19 protein-coding genes are annotated in these 20,480 nt (G+C 62.9%); 9 read left to right on the forward strand and 10 right to left on the reverse strand.

Features of this window, described 5'->3' with window-relative positions; genetic code table 11:
* Nucleotides 1-28: 28 nt before the first annotated feature.
* From NP945_RS14500 to NP945_RS14520, 5 genes are all read left to right on the forward strand, one after another.
* Nucleotides 29-1,024: a glycosyltransferase family 2 protein gene (locus NP945_RS14500; protein WP_256746718.1), complete on the forward strand. Its 996-nt coding sequence runs from the start codon at nucleotides 29-31 to the stop codon at nucleotides 1,022-1,024.
* A complete protein-coding gene (locus NP945_RS14505) occupies nucleotides 1,024-1,974 on the forward strand; it encodes a glycosyltransferase family 2 protein (protein WP_256746719.1) in 951 nt (316 codons plus the stop codon). Before NP945_RS14500 ends, NP945_RS14505 begins: the two co-directional genes overlap by 1 nt.
* Nucleotides 1,964-2,932: a glycosyltransferase family 2 protein gene (locus NP945_RS14510; protein WP_128287566.1), complete on the forward strand. Its 969-nt coding sequence runs from the start codon at nucleotides 1,964-1,966 to the stop codon at nucleotides 2,930-2,932. Before NP945_RS14505 ends, NP945_RS14510 begins: the two co-directional genes overlap by 11 nt.
* Nucleotides 2,933-3,006: 74 nt before the next feature.
* Nucleotides 3,007-3,903 (forward strand): UTP--glucose-1-phosphate uridylyltransferase, encoded by an 897-nt coding sequence (locus tag NP945_RS14515; RefSeq protein WP_127328794.1) that lies wholly within the window; start codon nucleotides 3,007-3,009, stop codon nucleotides 3,901-3,903.
* A gap of 225 nt (nucleotides 3,904-4,128) precedes the next feature.
* Entirely contained in the window at nucleotides 4,129-6,516 is a 2,388-nt protein-coding gene (locus NP945_RS14520) for a polysaccharide biosynthesis tyrosine autokinase (RefSeq protein WP_256746720.1), read from the forward strand.
* A gap of 76 nt (nucleotides 6,517-6,592) precedes the next feature.
* Here the strand turns inward: NP945_RS14520 and NP945_RS14525 are convergent, their stop codons facing one another.
* From NP945_RS14525 to NP945_RS14535, 3 genes are all read right to left on the reverse strand, one after another.
* Nucleotides 6,593-7,351 (reverse strand): metallophosphoesterase family protein, encoded by a 759-nt coding sequence (locus NP945_RS14525; protein ID WP_127395428.1) that lies wholly within the window; start codon nucleotides 7,349-7,351, stop codon nucleotides 6,593-6,595.
* A gap of 245 nt (nucleotides 7,352-7,596) precedes the next feature.
* Nucleotides 7,597-8,679, reverse strand: coding sequence for an acyltransferase (locus NP945_RS14530; RefSeq protein WP_027039748.1), 1,083 nt, complete (start codon nucleotides 8,677-8,679; stop codon nucleotides 7,597-7,599).
* 113 nt (nucleotides 8,680-8,792) lie between these two features.
* Entirely contained in the window at nucleotides 8,793-10,700 is a 1,908-nt protein-coding gene (locus NP945_RS14535; RefSeq protein WP_256746721.1) for a propionyl-CoA synthetase, read from the reverse strand.
* A gap of 143 nt (nucleotides 10,701-10,843) precedes the next feature.
* Between NP945_RS14535 and NP945_RS14540 the strand changes: the two genes are divergently transcribed.
* From NP945_RS14540 to NP945_RS14555, 4 genes are all read left to right on the forward strand, one after another.
* Nucleotides 10,844-11,692, forward strand: coding sequence for a DUF2259 domain-containing protein (locus NP945_RS14540; protein ID WP_256746722.1), 849 nt, complete (start codon nucleotides 10,844-10,846; stop codon nucleotides 11,690-11,692).
* A 446-nt stretch (nucleotides 11,693-12,138) separates the two neighbouring features.
* A complete protein-coding gene (locus NP945_RS14545; protein ID WP_128307323.1) occupies nucleotides 12,139-12,423 on the forward strand; it encodes a PqqD family protein in 285 nt (94 codons plus the stop codon).
* On the forward strand, nucleotides 12,423-12,857 hold the full coding sequence (locus NP945_RS14550) for a lasso peptide biosynthesis B2 protein (RefSeq protein ID WP_256746723.1): 435 nt from the start codon (nucleotides 12,423-12,425) through the stop codon (nucleotides 12,855-12,857). Before NP945_RS14545 ends, NP945_RS14550 begins: the two co-directional genes overlap by 1 nt.
* Nucleotides 12,854-13,840, forward strand: a complete 987-nt coding sequence (locus NP945_RS14555; RefSeq protein ID WP_127269702.1) for a serine kinase — start codon at nucleotides 12,854-12,856, stop codon at nucleotides 13,838-13,840. The genes NP945_RS14550 and NP945_RS14555 overlap by 4 nt, the downstream gene beginning before the upstream one ends.
* 217 nt (nucleotides 13,841-14,057) lie before the next feature.
* Here the strand turns inward: NP945_RS14555 and NP945_RS31990 are convergent, their stop codons facing one another.
* From NP945_RS31990 to NP945_RS14590, 7 genes are all read right to left on the reverse strand, one after another.
* A complete protein-coding gene (locus NP945_RS31990; RefSeq protein ID WP_256746724.1) occupies nucleotides 14,058-15,017 on the reverse strand; it encodes a glycosyltransferase family 4 protein in 960 nt (319 codons plus the stop codon).
* Nucleotides 15,014-15,871 (reverse strand): glycosyltransferase family 2 protein, encoded by an 858-nt coding sequence (locus tag NP945_RS14565; RefSeq protein ID WP_236383302.1) that lies wholly within the window; start codon nucleotides 15,869-15,871, stop codon nucleotides 15,014-15,016. Before NP945_RS14565 ends, NP945_RS31990 begins: the two co-directional genes overlap by 4 nt.
* A gap of 122 nt (nucleotides 15,872-15,993) precedes the next feature.
* Nucleotides 15,994-17,019 carry a nucleotidyltransferase family protein gene (locus NP945_RS14570; RefSeq protein WP_256746725.1) on the reverse strand — a complete coding sequence of 342 codons (1,026 nt, stop codon included), beginning with the start codon at nucleotides 17,017-17,019 and terminating at the stop codon, nucleotides 15,994-15,996.
* A 64-nt stretch (nucleotides 17,020-17,083) separates the two neighbouring features.
* A complete protein-coding gene (gene dhaK, locus NP945_RS14575) occupies nucleotides 17,084-18,070 on the reverse strand; it encodes a dihydroxyacetone kinase subunit DhaK (RefSeq protein ID WP_256746726.1) in 987 nt (328 codons plus the stop codon).
* Nucleotides 18,071-18,160: 90 nt separating this feature from the next.
* Complete coding sequence (locus NP945_RS14580) at nucleotides 18,161-18,583, reverse strand: hypothetical protein (protein ID WP_256746727.1); 423 nt, start codon at nucleotides 18,581-18,583, stop codon at nucleotides 18,161-18,163.
* A 9-nt stretch (nucleotides 18,584-18,592) separates the two neighbouring features.
* A complete protein-coding gene (gene ptsP / locus NP945_RS14585; RefSeq protein WP_256746728.1) occupies nucleotides 18,593-20,179 on the reverse strand; it encodes a phosphoenolpyruvate--protein phosphotransferase in 1,587 nt (528 codons plus the stop codon).
* Complete coding sequence (locus tag NP945_RS14590) at nucleotides 20,163-20,465, reverse strand: HPr family phosphocarrier protein (RefSeq protein WP_256746729.1); 303 nt, start codon at nucleotides 20,463-20,465, stop codon at nucleotides 20,163-20,165. The genes ptsP and NP945_RS14590 overlap by 17 nt, the downstream gene beginning before the upstream one ends.
* Nucleotides 20,466-20,480 lie beyond the last annotated feature (15 nt).

A 20,480-nucleotide genomic window follows, 5' to 3' on the forward strand; every position in this document is an offset into this window, starting at 1 on the left:
TGGACAGAGGCAAGATGGACAGAGGTTGATGACGCAGACCGAAAGACCCTCATCCAGCCTGATCGTCATTCCGTGCCTGAATGAAGCCGCCCATATCGGTGCGCTGCTCGATCAATTGCGGCCCGCGGCCGCCCGGCTTGGCGCCCGGATCATCGTCGCCGACGGCGGCAGCACCGACGGCACGCTTTCCATCGTCGAGGATGTGATTGCCAAGGACCCGCGGGTTATCCTGCTCCACAACAAGCGGCGCATCCAGAGCGCGGCGATCAATCTCGCCGTCGGTACCTTCGGCGATGGTGCCGACTATCTCATCCGCATCGATGCGCATGGCGGTTATCCCGACGATTATTGCGACCGGCTGGTCGAGGAAGCCTTGGCTACATCAGCGGATTCGGTTGTCGTTTCGATGCTGACCAGCGGCAGCGGTGCCGTGCAGAAGGCGGCCGCCGCGGCGCAGAACTCCAAGCTCGGCACCGGCGGCTCGAAGCATCGGCATCTTTCGCAGGGACAGTGGATCGATCACGGCCATCATGCACTGATGCGGATATCGGCATTCGGCGCCGTCGGCGGCTACGACGAAGCGTTCAGCCATAACGAGGACGCCGAGCTCGATTATCGCCTGCGCAAGGCGGGCTACAAGATCTGGATGAGTGGCAAGACGCAGATGGTCTACTATCCGCGCGCCTCGCTCTCAGGCCTCTATTTCCAGTATCTCGGCTACGGTCGCGGGCGTGCCAAGAATGTGCTGAAGCACCGCGTCATCCCAAAGATCCGGCAGATGGTGCCGCTGGCGGTCTTCCCGGTGGTTCTTCTTGCGGCCTTCTCCTTCGTGCATTGGATTGCGGCAGTGCCTTTGTTGCTGTGGGTGTCAGTGTGCCTGGGCTACGGACTGGTGACGGCTATCCGCCAGCGCAAGGCTGACGTTGCGCTGGCCGGTGTCTCGGCCATGGTCATGCATCTTGGCTGGTCGGTTGGCTTCTGGCTGCAGCTTCTCGGCCTCGGCTCGCGACGCGGAGTGGCCTGATGGCGGTGTCGGCAAAGAACCGCAGCATCGACATCGGCGTCTGCACGTTCCGCCGACCGGAGCTGGCTGACACGCTGCGCTCGCTCGACGCGATGGAGATGCCGGCGGGATTCGATATCCGCATTATCGTCGCCGACAATGACGACACCCCGACGGCCCGTGACCTGGTGGCGGCGCTGTCGCGGGAATTGACGGTGCCGATCCACTATCGGCATGCCCCGGCGCGCAACATCTCGATCGCCCGCAATGCCTGCCTCGATGCGAGCACAGCGGATTTCGTCGCCTTCATTGATGACGACGAAACGGCCACGCCTCAATGGCTCGCCGAATTGGTCGCGATGGCGCAGCAAAGCGGTGTCGCCGTCGTGCTCGGCCCGGTCAGGGCGCGCTATCGCCCGGATGCGCCGGACTGGATGCGGCGCGGCGATTTCCATTCGACCTTGCCCGTCTGGGTGCGCGGCGAGATCCGCACCGGCTACACCTGCAATGTTCTGCTGCGGATGGGCTCGGACAGCCTGCGCGGCCGCCGCTTCAGCCTGGCGCGTGGCCAGACCGGCGGCGAGGACACCGAATTCTTCGACCAGATGCACAAGGCCGGCGGCCGCATCGCCTTCGCGCCCGAGGCGTGGATCGACGAGGTGGTGCCGCGCTCAAGGGCGGCATTCGAATGGCTCGGCCGCCGCCGCTTCCGCGTCGGCCAGACGCATGGCCATCTCCTGGGCAGCAGCGCCAGCGGCATCGGCCTAGTCAAGCAGGTCGGCCTGGCCTCGGCAAAGGCCATCTATTGCTTCGCCTCGGCACTTCCGGTCGTCGTCAGTCCGGTCCGCAGGAACCGCAGCGTGCTGCGCGGCATTATGCATGTTGGTGTCGTCAGCGGCCTCGTCGGCATCCGCGAAATTCGCCTCTATGGCCAGCCGTCGCCACAGGAGGGAGGCAAACGTGCAGCCTGACGTCAGCTCTGTCCCGGATGTTTCCTTCGTTATTGCCGCCTATAACGCCGAGGCGACCCTTGATCGGGCGATTGCCAGCGCCATCGCCCAGAAGGGTGTCAGCGTCGAAATCATCGTCGTCGACGACAAGTCGCGCGATGCGACGCTCGACGTGGCGCGGGCCTACCCAGGGGATATCGTCCGTGTCGTCGCCCTGGCCAGCAACCGCGGCCCTGGCGGCGCCAGGAATGCCGGCCTCGACGCCGCCCGCGGCAGATGGATCGCGGTTCTCGATTCCGACGACGCGGTCTTTCCCGGCCGGCTCGCGGCCATGATCGCTCGTGCCGAAAGCGCGGATGCCCAGATCGCCGTCGACAATCTGCAGGTCGTTCGCGAGGACGGCGTCATCGAGGACGCGATGTTTCCGCGGCAGTATCTGGAAGGCTTGCGCGAGATTTCGCTGGCCACCTACATCGCCGGCAACGTCGTCTTCGAATCCAAGTTCAACCTCGGCTATCTCAAGCCGATCTTCCAGCGCGAGTTCCTGAACGAAAACCGGCTTCGCTACGACGAAAAGCTGAGGATCGGCGAAGACTACATCCTGTTTGCCGGCGCCTTGGCCAGGGGCGGAAAATGCGTCGTCGAGCCCGATATCGGCTATGCCTATCATATCCGCAGCGGCTCCATCTCGCGCGTGCTCGAGCTTCACCACGTCGAAGCGATGCGCAGGGCGGATGCCGTGTTCGCTCAAACCCATCGGATGGATGAGGCCGCGCAGGCCGCGTTCGCCCGGCGCGGCCGCAGCCTGCGCAAGGCGGCATCGTTTCTGTCACTGGTACAGCACATCAAGGCGCGGTCCCCGCTCAAGGCGATCCGGACAGCGCTCAGCGACCCGGCGGCGGTTAGGCATATGGGCATGCCGATCGCCGTGCGGTTGCGAAGAATGGCGGCACAATTTGCCGTTGGGGCGGGGAGGTGAAGATGCAGGCACATGGAGGGATTTTTCGTGGCCTGTGAATGGACTGAAGTCGATCTCCTCAGAAGGAATTTGCGATGAAGAAAATCAGGAAGGCCGTGATACCGGTGGCGGGGCTTGGAACAAGATTCCTGCCGGCGACCAAGTCGATGCCAAAGGAAATGCTTCCCGTGGTCGACAGGCCTGTCGTGCAATATGCGGTGGACGAGGCCTTCGAGGCGGGCATCGAGCACATCGTCTTCGTGACTGGCCGCAACAAGGCGGTGATCGAGGACTATTTCGACCTGCATCCGGAATTGATCGGCACCCTGGAGCAGACCGGCAAGAAGACCCAGTTGGAGGCGCTCGAAAGCATGCTGCCTGTGGCCGGTGCCACCAGCTTCATCCGCCAGCAATCGCCGCAAGGCCTCGGCCATGCCGTCTGGTGCGCGCGCGAGGTTATCGGCAACGAGCCCTTCGCCTTGCTGCTGCCGGACATGGTGTCCTTCGGAGGGCGCGGATGCCTCGCCGAAACCGTCGATCTTTATGAGCGCACGGGCGGCAACGTGATCGCCGTCGAGCGTTGCGAACCGAGCGAGACCAACAAATACGGCATCGTTGGCCGTGGCGCCGAGATCGGTGGCGGTTTCGAGGTGACGGCCATGGTCGAGAAGCCGGCGCCGGCCAATGCGCCGTCGAATTTCTACATCAATGGCCGCTACATCCTGCAGCCCGAGATTTTCGCGCTTCTGGGCAATCAGCAGCGCGGCGCCGGCAACGAGATTCAATTGACGGACGCCATGGTTCGTCTGTCGAAGGATCAGTCGTTCTTCGCCCAGCCTTTTAAGGGTCGCATGTTCGACTGCGGTTCCAAGGAAGGGTTCATCCAGGCCAACATCGCCTTCGCGCTGGCGCGCGACGACATGAAGGGTCCGGTTTTCGAGATGCTTCAGGAGTTCGTCCGGTCGCATGAACGCCAGGAAGAAGCCGCATAATGCCCATCTTTCGGGAGCATGGTCAGATGGCCGGCGAAGAGGGGCCGGCAGGTTCTCGCCGTCTGGCACGACGCTTGCTTCGCTTCTGGCGATGCTCCCGATCTTCGAGGCGCCTGCAAGCCAAGGCATGATCCCGGAAAGTGGGTCCCGGTTTCCGGAAAAGATCATGTTGAAACAGTGAGATAGAGTCCATTGCGATGGACCGGCTCTAGAATTGGACCGAAGATGAATTATGCCAACTTTCCTCTCGACAAGAGGATGCCATTGCCGAATTCGGACGCAGGAGACGGCGAAGACTTCATCGATATCGAGCGGCTGCTTGGCATGGCCGCACGGCAGGCCAAGGTGGTTGCCGTGTGTGCCGTCATCGGTCTCTTCCTGGGCTTGCTCTATTTGCAGACGACGCCGCCTAAATATCAGTCGGTCGCCAGCGTGCTGATCGATGAGGGCTTGAACAAAATCGTCGACGACATTTCGGCGACGTCGACAACCATGCAGACCGATTCGGCGATCCTGAGCCAGATCGAGATCCTGACCTCGACGCGGCTTGCCGCCGTGGTCGTCGACAAGCTGAAGCTCGACCAGAACGACACATTCATGAATCCGCCCCAGTCGGCGCTTGCCCAAGGCATAGGCCTCATCCGCGGCCTGATCCAGTATGTCCGCCCCAGCTCTTCCATGCCGGGTGGCACTGACTTCAGCAAGCTCGACCCGGCCGCCCGCGATGCGCTGATCGCCACGTCGCGCCGCGACTACGCGATCCTCAAGCTGCAGAGCGAGGTGCGGGCAACGCGCATCGGGCGAAGCTACGTCATCGCGCTCGGCTATCAGGCGACGGACCCGGCTTTGGCAAACGCGATCACCAAGGCCTACGCCGATGCGTATCTCGCCGATCAGCTCGACGCCAGCTTCGATGCCACCGAGCGGGCTGCGATCTGGCTCCAGGGCCGGTTGACGGAGCTGCGCCAGAGCTCGCAGGCAGCTTCGCTTGCGGTTGAGAAATTCAGGGCCGAACATGGGCTGGCCGCCAACAGCGACGGCCAGTTGATGAGCGACAAGCAGCTTTCCGACCTCAACGCCCAGCTTATCGTGGCGCAGGCCGACACCGCGCGCGCCAGCGCCCGCTACCAGCAGTACAAAGCCATTGTCGACAGCGGCTCCGAAAACGCCTTCAAGGATGCCGCCATATCGAGCGACCAGCCGAGCAGCTCGGTCATATCGGCGCTCAAGACCCGCTACCTCACGGTGGCCAAGCGTCTGCAGGACGTCGAGGCGAATTTCGGCCCCGGGCACCCGCAGGCGGTGGCTCTCTCCAAGGAGAAGGCCGACATATCGACGCAGATTTTCGGCGAGCTGAAGCAGCTGACCGAAAGCTATCGCAACGAATATGAGGTGGCGCAGGCACGCGAGACCGCGCTCCGGGCCAACGTCGCGGCCGCACAGGGCAAGAGTTCCGTCGACAACCAGACGCAAGTCAAGCTGCGTGAACTCGATCAGCAGGCGACGGCGCTCACCACGCTCTATCAGACATTCCTCGGCCGCTATGAGGAAGCTGCGCAACAGCAATCCTTCCCTGTCGGCAAGATCCGCATCATCTCCGACGCGTCGATGCCGATGGCGGCCTCAAGCCCGCGCACCATCGTCGTGCTCGGACTTTCGCTGGTGCTTGGCCTGCTGATGGGCGCCGGCTTTGGTGGGCTGAACGAGTTCAACGAACGCTTCTTCAGGACCGGCGAGGACGTGCGCGACCGCGTCAACCTGAAATTCCTCGGCTATCTCCCCACGATCGGCGGCAAGCTCGGCAAGGAAGAAAAGCCGGGCGAGACCCAGGTAGACGCCAAGACCACCCAATCGCTGTCGGCGGCCGAAAGGCGGGCGCGCATGCGGGTCAGCATCGATTCTCCAGCCTCGATGTTCTCCGAAACGCTGCGCAGCGCCAAGATCGCCTTCGACGTCGTGATGGAAGGGCAAGGCAGCCGCGTCATCGGCGTCATCTCGGTGCTTCCCGGCGAAGGCAAGTCGACGGTCGCGGCAAATCTCGCCGGCTTGCTCGCCGCCAATGGCTCCAAGACGCTGCTGATCGACGGCGACTTGCGCAATCCCGGCCTCAGCAGGGGCCTTGGCATGGAAACCGAGCAGGGCTTGATGGAAGCGGTGGTCAGTGGCCAGACCTGGCAGTCCGTCGGCAAGATCGACAGGCAGACGAAGCTGGCGATCATCCCGGCGGTGCTGCGCGGTCATTTCTCGCATACCAGCGAACTTCTCTCCTCGGCCGGCATGCGACGCTTCATCGAGAACGCCAAGGAGACGTTCGAATACATCGTCGTCGATCTGCCGCCGCTCGGACCGGTGGTCGACGCCAAGGCCTTCGCGCCGTTGGTCGACGGTTTTGTACTGGTCACCGAGTGGGGGCGCACCCCGCGCGCGATGGTCAGGTCGATGCTGGAATCCGAACCCTATGTCGCCAACAAGATCGTCGGCGCGGTGCTGAACAAGGTCGATTTGAAGAAACTGGCCAAATACGGATCGTTCGGCGGGTCGGAAAAATTCTTTGATAAATATTCGAGCTACTATCTGGAAAAGTCGGAAGTGCGCGGCAAGGCGCCGGTGTGACGTCGACCGTTGCGCGAGTGGACCCTCTCTGAAGTGTATCGATCTTCAGGTCAGCACACCTGAATATCGATGCGCGTCAGGAGAAGATCAGCCTGCCTTGCTTGTCGGCGATCCTGACGGCGGTCAGGCGTCCGCTCTGGAAGGCGGCTGTGTCGATGCCGAGCCGGCGCCCTTCGAGCTTCGGGACGTCCACCGGAGTATGCCCGTGCACCACCCAGCGGTCGAGCAGGTGCGTTGCCTCGAAGAAGTCCGAACGGATGTTGGCCAGGTCGTGGTCGGTTTGCGCCGCAAGGTCGACGCCGGGCCTGATGCCGGCGTGGACGAACACGAACTTCCGCGAACGGACCATGATCGGCAGCCCGCGCAGGAAGCTGACGTGATCGTCTGGAATGATCTCCCTTATGCGTCGGTCGATCTGCGCGCTGCTCCCGTAGAGGCTGGCGAGGCGCGCCGGATCGATGCCATAGGAAAACAGGGTTTGCAGGCCGCCCGTCGCCAGCCAGGGCTCGCGGGACAGATTTCCGTCGAGATAGTTCAGCATCGCCACTTCGTGGTTGCCGGCAAGACAAATGCGCTGAAACCCTTTCGGCGGCGGCGCCAGGAGGTGATCCAGCACCCGCGCCGACTGAAGCCCCCGGTCGATGTAGTCACCAAGCATGACGATGATCTTGCGGCTCTGGAAGCGCAGCGAATCGAGCAGGATCTTCTGCTCCAGGGCACGGAGTTCCTTGTAGCAGCCATGCACGTCACCGATCGCATAGACGACGGCGTCCTGCATGTCGATATCGAGGCGCGCACGCGCCGCGATGCGGGGTTTTCGCTGGAACAGGTTCACGTGCGGGGCGTCTCGAGGCAAGCTCTCATACGGAAGGCATAAGTGCCTGTTATCATGCCCGAAACGGAGAATTCCGCAATCGTGGAAAATGCAGCCCCGCCGGGTCGGGACCGCAATGCATGTCGCTCAGAAATGAGCTCGGTTTTGGGACAACGATCTGTGGAAACAAAGGCCTGAAGCGGGCCTGAATCGCTCAGGCGCGACATGCTTTAGGTCGGCGGCCGGCCCGGGCTGCCGGATCGTCGTCAGGCTGCCTTGAGCCGATAACGGAAAACGGTGTGGTCGAGCAGCAGCCGGATGCGTGGTTCGGCCTCGATCGCCACCAGCCAGCTTGCCGCGATCATCGTCGCGCCGACGACCGCCATCGAGAACAGATGTGGCAGACCGGCGCGAACCAGGATGCCGAGCAGGGCCGCGCCGACGACATCGTGCAGCAGGTAGAGCGGGTAGGTCATCAGCCCGATCCGGCGCCAGCCGCTCCAGGAGAGGTCGAGCCGCAGCGACCATGCCATCAGCGCGATGCCGATGAGGAAGATGAGGATCGGCGGCGCGAACGGCATATCCCGCCCGACCTTCAGGATATGAACGTCGACTGAACTGGCGATCTGCAGCACACCACCGGCCAGGAACAGGGCGCAGAAGGCAAGTCGGGCGCCTGTCACCGCCTTGATGCGCATCAGCCACAGCATGACGCCGGTGGCGAAGAAAACGCCGTGATGCACCAGCAGCAGGTCGAGTGTGCGTGTTTCGGCAAGATCGGCCCAGCCGAGCGGATAGTAGAGGCACCAGAACAGCGTGCTGACCAAGCCGATGGCGACGGCCACAATCTCCATCAGATGGAAGCGGCCAAAGCTGAGCAGGATCCAGACGATGGCATAGAAGGCGATCTCGATGCCCAGCGTCCAGTAGACGCTGTCCACCCATGGCGCGTATGGAACGAACAGGCCGGTGCGTAGGAGCCTGATGACGGCATCGGTCGGCCAACTGAGCCCGACAAGCAGCAGCACCACCGCCGTGACCGGTGCGCAGATCCAGACCGCCGGCGCCAGCCGTTTCACCCTTGCTTCGAAAAACTGTAGGGGTGTCGACCTTTCGGCGCTGAAGGCGATGACGAAACCGCTGATGACGAAGAAGATCTGGACGCCGACCCAGCCGGATTCGACCCAGGCGCCTATTGCCGGCTGCGGGGGAACGCCGCCCGTCGCGCGCGCCGAAACACCGTCCGGATACGCCCACACCCAGAAGCCATAGTGGTAGACCATGACCATGACGGCGGCGAGAAAGCGCAGGATGTCTACGCCACCAAATGTAATCTTCTGCTGAGCCATGCGACCTTTGTCGATGTCCCCCCGCGAACGACTTTAGGGTGCATTGCTGCGTCGCACAATAAAAGTATTGCTTGCCGATCGAAAAGGTCGTCCGCGGCCCACCCTTCAGTGGCTCAAAGTCCGATTCCGCGTTCCTTCAAGGCGGCAGTGATCTCGTCGAGAATGACCGGATCGTCGATCGTCGCCGGCATGGTCCATTCTTCCTTGTCGGCGATCTTCTGCATGGTGCCGCGCAGGATCTTGCCCGAACGCGTCTTGGGCAGGCGCTTGATCGTCACCACCGTCTTGAAGGCGGCAACCGGGCCGATGCGTTCGCGCACAAGGCCGACCACTTCATTCTCGATCAGGCCGACGTCACGCGTCACACCCGCATTCAACACCACGAAGCCCAGCGGAACTTGGCCCTTCATGGCGTCGGCAATGCCGATCACCGCGCATTCGGCGACATCGGGATGGGCCGAAAGCACCTCTTCCATGGCGCCGGTCGACAGCCGGTGGCCGGCGACGTTGATGATGTCATCGGTGCGAGCCATGACGTAGAGATAGCCGTCCTCGTCGACCATGCCGGCGTCCGCCGTCTTGTAGAAGCCGGGGAACTCGTCGAGATAGGCTTGGCGGAACCGTTGATCGGCATTCCAAAGCGTCGGCAGGCAGCCGGCCGGCAGCGGCAGTTTGATCACCACATTGCCCAGCGTGCCCCGCTGCACCTCATGGCCACCATCGTCGAGCACGCGGATGTCGTAGCCGGGCATCGGCACGCCGGGCGAGCCGTATTTCACCGGCAGCAGGCCAAGGCCGGCGGGATTGATCGTCATCGGCGAGCCGGTCTCGGTCTGCCACCAGTGGTCGACCACAGGCACATTCAGCTTCTGCTCCGCCCATTTGATGGTTTCCGGGTCGGCGCGCTCGCCGGCAAGAAACAGCGTGCGGAACTTCGAGAGGTCGTATTTCGCAATGAACTCGCCCTTCGGGTCCTGCCCCTTGATGGCGCGGAACGCGGTCGGTGCGGTGAAAAGGGCTACGACACCATGCTCCGCTATCACCCGCCAGTAGGTGCCGGCATCGGGCGTGCCCACAGGCTTGCCTTCGAACAGGATGCTTGTGCAGCCATGCAGCAGCGGTCCGTAGACGATGTAGGAATGGCCGACCACCCAGCCGACATCGGATGCCGCCCAGAACACCTCGCCCGGCTTGACGCCGAACTCGTTTTCCATCGTCCATTTCAGCGCGACCATGTGGCCGCCATTGTCGCGCACGATGCCCTTGGGCTGGCCGGTCGTGCCCGATGTGTAGATGATGTAGAGCGGATCGGTGGCCAGCACCGGCACGCAATCGACATTGGCGCCCGCTGCCCGTTCGCGGGCGACGGCATCGGCGTAGTCGATGTCGAAATGCTCCTTCAGCTCGCAGCGCAATTGGTCGCGCTGCAGGATCAGGCAGGCGTCCGGCTTGTGGCGGGAAATCTCTATCGCCTTGTCGAGCAACGGCTTGTAGGCGACGACGCGGCCCGGCTCCAGGCCGCAGGATGCCGAAATGATCAGCTTCGGCCTGGCATCGTCGATGCGGGTGGCAAGCTCATGCGAGGCAAAGCCGCCGAAGACCACCGAATGCACGGCGCCGATGCGGGCACAGGCCAGCATGGCGATGGCCGCCTCGGCCACCATGGGCATGTAGATGATGACGCGGTCATCCTTGCGAATACCACGGTTCTTCAGCACCGAGGTGAGTGCAACCACCTCGCGCTTCAACTCGGCATAGGTGAACTTCCTGATCGTTCCCGTGATCGCGCTGTCATGGATCAGTGCGATCTGGTCGGCGCGCCCGCCGGCGACATGGCGGTCGATGGCGTTGTAGCAGGTGTTGCAGGTGGCGCCGGTGAACCAGCGGCCATAGACGCCAGCCGTGGCGTCGAACACCTTGTCCCAGGGCGAATACCAGTCGATGGCGCCGGCTGCGTCCGCCCAGAAGCGTTCCGGGTCGCGTTTCCAGCCTTCATAGACCTCGTGATAGCGTGAAGCCATCCATACCTCCCCAGGAATGATTTTCTTCCCTCCAGATAGCGCGCTCTACCCTTGGCCGCAAATGCACGCCATTGTACGGCCGATATCGACCTGGCGCTTGGGGGCAAGCAGCTATGAAATTGCGATTCGAGATTGGAGTGGAGATGTTTGCTGCTGTGCGGATCATCGGGCGCCTTGCGCTCCCATTGGTCATGGGTGTCGTGCTCGCGATCTCCGCTGGAACCGCTCAGGCTGGCGATGCCGCGGCACGGCACATCATCGGCTTTTCGCCGGATGGCGCTTATTTCGCCTTCGAGCAATATGGAGCGCTCGACGCCGGCGCCTCGGACTCTGGCTGGTCGCAGATAGACATCATCGATACCCGCACGGATCAGTTCGTTGGCGGTAAGCCGATCCTCGTCGTCGACGAGACGGAGGAGGCGATACTGACGCTGGAGCAGGCGAGGGCGCAGGCCGCCGCTCAGGCGGCGCCCATTCTCGCCCAATATGCCATCACATCCCCAGCCGAGCAGTCGGCTTCCGACAAGTTCACCTTTCCGGGCGAAATGGTTGCCTACAACGACATTTCTCGCCTCGAGCAGGTGTCGCAGAAATGGCTGTCGCCGCTCCATGGCGAAACAGGCATTTCGACCATCCAGCTCGACGAAATCCTGGCGGCCAGCACGAGCGATTGTTCGGCGAGTTTCGATGTGACGCGGCAAGGCGACCAGCTACTTCAAGGGGAAAAGCCACTTCAGGGTGAGAAGGCGGGCAAGGCACTCGGCTTCCGGCTGACGCTGCAAGGCCAGGATGGCAAGCCGTTCAAGATCCTGCACAAGGACAAGACCGTGCCGGGCTCAAGAAACTGCCCGACCTCCTACAGCCTGTCGGAATCCTACGAACTCACCCCGGCCGGCAAGCCGGCGGTGATCGTCGTGCTGGTGCAGCGTTTCAGCCAGGGTTTCGAGGGGCGCGATCGCCGCTTCCTCGCGGTGACCGGGCAGCCACGCTGAGAGGTCACGCCCAGGCGCCGGCAGCCGCTCTGTCTGAAAGGTTGTTTCTAGATCGGCAGGGCCACAAGCATGAGGCCAATGCCGCCAGCGATCAAAATGGCTGTGGCCAGCGCTTTTCTGTGACGTTCGAAGCTCGTCGGAGCCCGCTCCCAATTGTAACGCATACGCTATCTCCCCAATACCCGGACAGGTTTTACCTTACTTAGGGGAAGAAATGCAACGTCCGCTGCCGGCAGGCCCGCTGCTTGTCACATTTCATCGATGACTATTTCTGGGACGAATGCGGCCGGGAAGACGCAACCGAGCAGGTTCTAACGCGACTGGCTCGGCGAATCCGTCAGCAAAGCCGTTGGTCCCGTGCACTGGGCTCCCATGATCGGCTGATAGACAGCGCTCCACCTCCGCGCTATCTGATTTCCGGGATGAGCGTGGCTTGGAGGGGCGTGGTGGAAATAGTCTCTGGAACCGTTCTGCGGCTGGCCGAGGATGCCTCGGTGCAGCATGTGGGCGATGGCGCAGTCGTGCTTTTGGCGCGCAGCGGCCAGCTTTACACATGCAACGGCACGACCGAAGCCTTTCTCGACAAGGTGGACGGCGCGCGCAACCTCGACCAGATCGTCGACCTGCTTTGCGAGGAGTTCGAGGTCGACAAGGGGACGCTCGACCAGGACATGGCGGCACTGGCCGCGGATCTGATCTCTGAAGGTATCCTCGCCGCGCCAGGTGCTTGATGGCTGACGGCCCGCTCCTGCGCGCTCTGTTTCGCTGCCATCTCTGGGCAAGCGCGCGGCTGATGCCGGTCCTTGTCACCAACCGGAGCTTCGAGGAGGTGCTCAAATGGGCGCCGCTCGCCTCGTCGACGCCCTATCGCGGTCTGCCGTCCGCCTACATAGTCGCCAGCGTCAACCGCGCCGTCCGCCGTCCCTGGCTGATGCGTGACCGCAGGTGCCTGAGGGAGGGTCTGCTCGGTCATCGTTTCCTGCGCCTGGCCGGCTTCGATCCAGACCTGCGCTTCGGCATCGATCCGCAGTCGATGCAAGCGCAGCGCCTGGCAGCGCATTGCTGGGTCTGCCTCGATGGCAGGCCGGTGGTCAGCGACAAGCTTCCCGGCATGGTCGAAATCTATCGTCATCATGCCGATGCCGTAAAGGCGCGTCCCGCTTGACCAGACCTTCAGCCTGCTATGGCCTCAACGGCCTGATCCTTGGCATATCGGCCGAGCGCCCGGAGCTGTGGCAGGATTTCGACCGGATGCTGGGCAGCCTGCGTATCGCGGAACCCGTCGAGCCGGACTTTCGTCTCGAAATCGCCGAGACAGACACCTTGGACGAGGCCCCCAACGGATCCCTCGTCTTCGATGGCGAGGTGCCGGAGGATGGTCCCTGCCGGATGTTCGAGGATAGTGGTATCATCCATCTGGTCTTTCCCGAGCGTCAGACCGTTGCCATCAACGGCGTGGCGGGCTGGGCCGAACTCCGGATCCGCCCTGGCGCGAAAGCCGCGTGGACACCGGCAATGCTGGTGCTCGACGCCGCGCTCGACGCCGGTGGCCAGCATATGCTGCACACTGCCGGCTTGACGTTGCCGGACAGCGATGCGGTGGTGCTGATCCATGCTCCGAGCGGCACCGGCAAGACCACGACGTCACTCGCGCTGGCAATACAGGGCTTTGGCCTCTGCTCCGACGACGCCATGATCGTGCATGCCACTTCGGGCAAGGTCGTAGCCTGGGGTCTGCCGCGCGCCGTCAAGATCCATCGGAAGACCGCGGAGATGATCCCGCAGGTGGCGCCCTGCCTTGGCCAGACCTGGGATCGCAATGGCGAACAGCCCATCTCGCTAGAACGGCTGGAGGATATCATCCGGGTGGAAAACGCGTCCGCCCGGCCGGTGGCGGCCCTTCTGCACCTGGCGCGTTCCGCCGGAAGCCAGAGCCGGCTCGTCGCCATGGCCGGCACCGACGCAATGGTGGCACTGGCGGTGGACAACGTCCGCACCGGTATGACCGGGCTGCTGCCGATGCAGAAACGCCGGCTGGCGACCATCGCCGGGGTGGTCAATGCGGTGCCGACCTTCCGGTTGGAGGTGGGCGCGCGCCCGGCTGACGCTGCGGCACTGATCAGCGCCGCTCTGACGACTCGGGACTGAATACCCCAGGCAACGTGGGGCCGCTATTCCTTGTTCCCAAGGGCGTGGGGATAGCGTGTTTCGGAGTGCTTCTACTTCGCAGTTTTGCGCAAAAACAACGATTTAAGCGCAGCGCCGCCTCGTTATCCTTGCTGCGCGAGGTACGGAAGAGCAAGGGTCCGGGAAAACTCGAATGGCGCTACAAAGGTCAGGTTTGGCAGGGCACACCCGAAGCCGCTCATCTCATGGGCCCGACAGCTCCGCCCGCAGTAAGCAACGAGGCAAACATGCGCGCGTAGTTCTCCGCCTGCACGCCCCAATCCCACTCTTGGATCGTCTCGATCATGCGGGCGGCCATCCTCGACCGGAGCGATGGCGTGTCCCGCAACAAGGCTAGCTTGTTCGCAAGCCCCTCCGCAGTTCCATCGAAGAACAGCCCGTTGTCGCCATCCCGAATCAGCTCGGGCATGTTTCCCACACGGGTGGTCACCAAAGGGACACCGCACGCCGCCGCCTCCAAGCAAGGATTGGGAGTGCCTTCGCTGAGGCTGGCGCAGACATAAACGTCGAGATCCCGATAGAAGCCGGGCATCTCGTCATGGCTACGCCAGCGTTGCTCGCGAATCGCCGTCAGTAGGCGCGCGCCCGGCACGGCCGCTACCGCGGGCTCGATGACGTCGTGGAAGCCGCGATGTGCTGGACCATGGTTGCCGAGACTTCCCGCCCATCCGACACGGAGCTCGCCAGAACCGGGTTGTGGCTCTTGTGCGGGACAAAAGAACGTCGTGTCGACTCCATTGGGCGTGTAGTGGACCGGAACACGCAGTAGAGGACCGTATTCGTGCTCGAGCTGCCGATTGTTGACAAAGACAGCGCGCGCCAGCCGGTGCAGGGCGGCGAGCCCGGGCTCGCGGAATTCGCCCTCCAGCTCTCTGTGGCTGCAGATCCCGATGAGCAGCCTGTCAGACCGCCTGGCGAGGGCCGATTCCGGCAGGGGCAGCTTCGAGATCTGGAGCCAATAGAAGATGAGCACGATGTCCGCCGTGTTCACGTCCGACTCAGTCACATCATCTTGAAATCGTTGGACGATCTCGAACCTTCTTTCCAGCGCGCGCCGGAGATTTTGGGTCTTGCGATCAATCGCCCAGCCGGGTCGATCCGCGATCGCCAGGACGCGGGGGAGGTGTACCTCATTCACGAGGCGTACCGCTCAAGCCAGTGTGCCGACCATGGATTGGCCTCGTCCAGATCGTCGTCCGTCGCGCTGGCGCGCACCTGGCTGGCGTCCGGCAGCAGAATATCCTCTGATCGCAAGCGGGGTCGCCATCCGTGCCAGCCACGACCAATGACCTCTTCGCTCAGAAACCGGCGGCCAGCATACTTGCATGCGGCGTGCTCTGCGCTAAGGAACAGATAGTGCTTCATGCGAAAACGCTCGGAGTAAAGCCTCACCGGACCCGCGAACCGTACGAGATGGCCGCCTGACCACGCAATCTCCATGGGGCCGTCCTGTTTCTTGTAGGCACGGACGCAGTGTGGGGAGGTTGGCCGGAACGGGTAGTAGGTGCGCAGCGTGTGTTGATAATCGGGATTGTCGTGATCGGGAGCTTCTCTGGTAGGAATGAACGTAAACTCGGAAGATTCGATCGCATTGAAGCCGAGTGCGTCGGCTGCCGCAATGGCGGAGACCAACGATGAGTACGAAGTCGGCGGAAGGTGGATCTCGTCAGCGTCAACATGCATGAACCAGTCTGCTTCGAGCGACTGAAACAGTTCCTCTTTGCGACGAAGAAGGTGCTCCCAGCAATACCAGCCGTTATGCGGGATGGTTTCGAATCCTATCAATCCGGCTCCGCAGTAGCGTTGGGCAATCTCAAGCGTTCGGTCCGTCGACTGATTGTCGCAGATGTAGACCTGTACGCCTTGACGAAAGAGGTTCTCGAGACATCCGGCGACGAACCGTTCTTCGTTCCGTGTCGTAAGGACCGCGACGACTCGCGGGGAACTCCGATCACGCGCAGCATTCGCAATGTGGGTATTGAGATCGGCCAAATTCCTCAATCCTTCGTCGTGTGCTTCCCGACGCAGGCTAAAGACTCAGAGCGGCCAAGCCAAGAGCGCCATCACTTTCCGACCTGAGGTGATGGCGCGACGCTTTTCCGGGGGAGAACGTCTCACACTTTTCCTGGAATTGCTCTGGCCCTGGCCAGCCGTTGGATCCAGCGGAAGGCGTCGCGGCGTAGGCGCGAACCAAGCTTATCCCTGGAATTGACGCCGAGCAGCGTATTCGTGGTGATCAACCGCCTGGCCAGCCGTATGGAGAGATCGGGCTTGATCTGGCCGGCGAGGTCGAGCGCGCGGCTCTCGTCGAACAACCGGCCGGTCACATCGAGCACGATTGCCAACTCGAGCTCGATGCCGGTGGTACGGGCAGCATCGAAGAGGCGTGCTTCCGCTTCGGGTGATTGCAGCGCCCGCACACCTTGCAGCACGTCGACGCAAAGCTGCAGCCGGTGGAATTTGTGGCCGCCGGCGGCGTGCACGATGGCGATTGTGAGAAGAGCCGCCGGCGTGTCTGTCGCGTCGCCGTCGATGGCGCGCAATTCAGGGAAACCCAGCGACAGGCGCCGCCGCATGCCGGTGTTATGCACGAGGTCGCCATGCAGTTCGACCAGCAGGCTGGAATTCTCCTTTTCGAGCCATTTGAATTCCTGCAATTCGTAGGATTCGGCCTCGTCGCTGCCAAGCTCGAAGCCGCATGCCGCGATCACCTGGTTTGCCCTGGCCAGATTGGCGGGTTCGACCAGGATGTCGATGTCGGTGAACGGCCTGTCGGCGACGTTGCGGTAGAGCTTGCGCGCGAAGACCGGCCCCTTGACGATCCGCGCCGGAACATTGTCCGCCGCCAGTCCCTTCATGATGCGGTCGCCATGATACTTCAACAGCATCGACTGGCCGGTGGCGATCGTCGCTTTCTGGCGCAGGTCCTCCAGTTTGTCTCGCAGCTCCTGATCCGACGGCAGTTGCGCGTCGCCGCTGAGCTTGCGCAGCATGATCGGCAAGACGCCATGGAATTCGGCGTTGTCGAGCAGCGACATCAGCGTCTTTGCCGACAAATTATCGACGTCGACAGTCGGCGCCTCCGGATCTGCGTAGCGCAGCAGCAGCTTTTCTTCGGCAGGGGTAAGCGGTGGCAGCATCAACCTGGACAATGTTGCGATTGAAGGGAAAGATGTTGCAGAAAAGCAGGGTGGAAGCCAGCTTTTACATGCCCCAGCGCAGCGCCGCAGTGTGTACCGGCGCGTCCCAAAATCCGGTCGTCTCGTCGTCGAGCATGGTCAGCGTGATCGAGCAGCCGGCCATGTCGAGCGAGGTGACGTAGGAGCCGACCAGCGAACGGGCCACCGTCACGCCATGCTTCTCGAAGATCAGCCGTGCGCTGTTGTACATCAGATAGAGTTCCATCAGCGGCGTGCCGCCGAAGCCGTTGACGAACAGCAGCGCCGAACCCTTCGCCCTGTCCCCGAGATCGCCCAGGATCGCGGCACAAATCTCCTGCGCGATCGCATCGGCGCTTTTCAACATGTCGCGCCGGCGTCCGGGTTCGCCATGGATGCCGACGCCGAATTCCATCTCGCCATCGCCGATGTCGAAAGTCGGCCTGCCCGCCGCCGGTACGGTGCAACTGGTCAGCGCCACGCCCATCGAGCGGGTAGCAGCGTTGACGCCGTCGCCCAGCGCCTTCAGCGGCGCCAGCGCCAGGCCATGTTCCGCGGCCGCGCCGACGATCTTTTCCACCACCAACGTGCCGGCGACGCCGCGCCGGCCCGTCGTATAGGAAGAATTCTCGACGGCGACATCGTCATTGGTCACGATCTGCAGGATGCCTTCCGACATTTCGGCCGCCATCTCGAAGTTCATGACGTCGCCTTCATAGTTCTTGACGATGAACAGGCAGCCGGCGCCCGTGTCGACGGCTTGCGCCGCCGCCAGCATCTGGTCCGGCGTCGGCGAGGTGAACACCTGGCCGGGGCAGGCGGCGTCGAGCATGCCGTGCCCGACAAAGCCGCCATGCAGCGGCTCGTGGCCGGAGCCTCCGCCGGAGATCAACGCCACCTTGCCCGGCCGCAAGGTCTTGCGGCGGATGAATTTGTGCTCGTCGCCAAGCACCAGGATGTCGGCATGGGCGGCCACGAAACCGTCGAGGCTCTCGGTCAGCACCGTGTCCACCGAGTTCATGAACTTCTTCACGATCGTCTCCTCCCGAAATAGGCCTTCCAAACAATTCCAGGAAAAATGTGTCGCGGTTTTTTCCGGAATTGCGTAAAACAAAGAGTTCGATCAGCTACCCTTGCCGGTGATGCTGGTGATCTTCTGGATAAAGTCGTTCACCGCTTTGTCGAGTGCGGCGTTCTGCTTGTCGTCGCCGAAATCCGGCACCACAAGCGAGACATGCCGCGTCTTGCGCATGCCTGCCGCGACCGAAATTTTCCCCGGATGCGCCTGATGGTAGGCGGCGAGAAACTGATCGCGCTCACCCGGACTGAAATGGCAGACCGAAAATATAGCCGGCAAATGTTTAGACGGGATCGGAATTGAATAGGCAGGACTGGAAATCTGTGTGACGAAGCTGCGATGTTTGCCGAGCGCGTCGGCGAGGCGCTGGCGCATGCCGGACGGGCGCTGGTCGATGACGTGCGACAGGATCGTCTTGTAGGCTCGGATCGCCTCTTCGGAACCGGGTTCAGGTGTTTTTTCGACCATGCCCGGCGCCTAGACCGAGATATCCGCGATGGCCGCCTTGGCCATGGCGAGTTGCGCCGGAGCGACGGAAAGATCGCGCAGGCCGGCCTCGAGCAGTGACGGGATCGAGGCGGGATCGCCGCCTGCATCGCCGCACAGGCTGACCGGGATTCCTTCCCGCTGGCCAAACGCGGTCACGGCAGCGATCAGCCGCAGCACGGCCGGATGACGGACCGAATTGAGATGTGCCACGGCAGCGTTATCGCGGGCAGCCGCCATGACATACTGGGTGAGGTCGTTGGAGCCGATCGAGAAGAAGGCGGCATCAGCAAAGGCTTCCGGCAGGATCGCCACCGACGGCACCTCGACCATGATGCCGAGCGGCGGCATCTTGCTCGCGATGCCGCGCGCGGCAAGTGCGGTCTGCTCCTCGGCGAACATCGCCGCTGCCTGTCGGTATTCCTCCACAATGGCGATCATCGGAAACATCACTTTCAGATTGCCGTGCACCGCGGCGCGCAGCAGTGCCCGGATCTGTACACGAAACACCTCCGGCCTTGCCAGCGACAGCCTGATTCCGCGCAGGCCGAGGAACGGATTGCTCTCCTCGATGGTGAAGCCGGGCACCGGCTTGTCGCCGCCGGCATCGACGGTGCGGATCGTCACCGGTTTTTCACCAGCCCATTCCAGCACCTTGCGATAGGCGCGATACTGTGTCCCCTCGTCCGGCAGCGTCTTGCCGAACAGGAATTCGGTGCGCATCAGCCCGACGCCGTCGCAGGTGGCGATATCGATGCCGTCGACCTCGGACGGGTCGGCGATGTTGACCTGCATCCGCACCGCCGTGCCGGCCTTGGTGACCGCCGGTCGCGCCAGGAAGGTCCCGGCCCGATCGCGGCGCGCCCGGAATGATGAGGAGGATTGCCGAAAAGCGGCGATTTCGGTCCTGGAGGGCGACACCACGATGCCGCCATGTTCGGCGTCGAGCAGGGCGATGCCGGCGAGATGAGCCGGCGAAGCACCGAGACCGACGATCATGGGTACGCCGCGCGAGCGCGCCAGCATGGCGACATGGCTGGCCGTGCTGCCCACCCTCAGCGCGATGCCGCCGCCGCTGCTCCAGTCGGTTTCGAGAAAACGCGTCGGCGCGATATCCTCGCCATAGAGGATGGCGCCGGCGGGCGGCTCGACGTTGCCAACCTCCGACAGAGCCCGCAGCACCTGGTCCCTGATATCGCGGATGTCGGCGGCGCGCGCGCGGAAATAATCCTGGTCCGAAGCATCGTAGCCGGCGATTTCAGCGTTAAGCGCCTGCCGCCACGCCGTGTCGGCCGGCAGGCCGGTGCGGATCGCGGCATAGGCCGGGCTGCTCAGCGCATCGTCTTGCAGCATGGCGATCTGAAACTCGAGAATGTCGGCGGCATCGCCCTCGGCCATCCCGATTATTGCAGTGAGACGGCCCGTGGCAATGCCGATTGCGGTTTCGAGCGCGGCCTTCTCATCGTCGGCTGTTTCTTTGCCGACATAGGAGCCGACAGTCTGGTCGAGGTCGAAGAGCGGCCCTTCGGCATAACCGGCCGAGGCCGAAATGCCTTTAATCCTAAGCGGTTCGCGCATGGTCCGCGCCTTCGTCGAAATCGCGCCGCACCAGTTCGACCAGCGCGTCGACGGCATCATTGGCGCCGTCACCGCTGGCCCTGATGCGCAGCACCGTGCCCTTCGGCGCCTTGGCCGCCATCACCTTGACGATGCTCTTGGCGTCGAACCATGGTCCGTTGGCAGCCAGCGCGATTTCCACCTCGGCGGCAAAGCTCTTGGCCAGCTTGGTGAACTTCACCGAAGGACGCGCGTGCAGACCCACCTCATGGGTGATCACAACGGTCGCTTCGGCGGATGCGGACATGTCTTCAAACTTCCC

The organism is Mesorhizobium sp. LMG17149 (assembly GCF_024518695.1).
Lineage (GTDB): Bacteria > Pseudomonadota > Alphaproteobacteria > Rhizobiales > Rhizobiaceae > Mesorhizobium.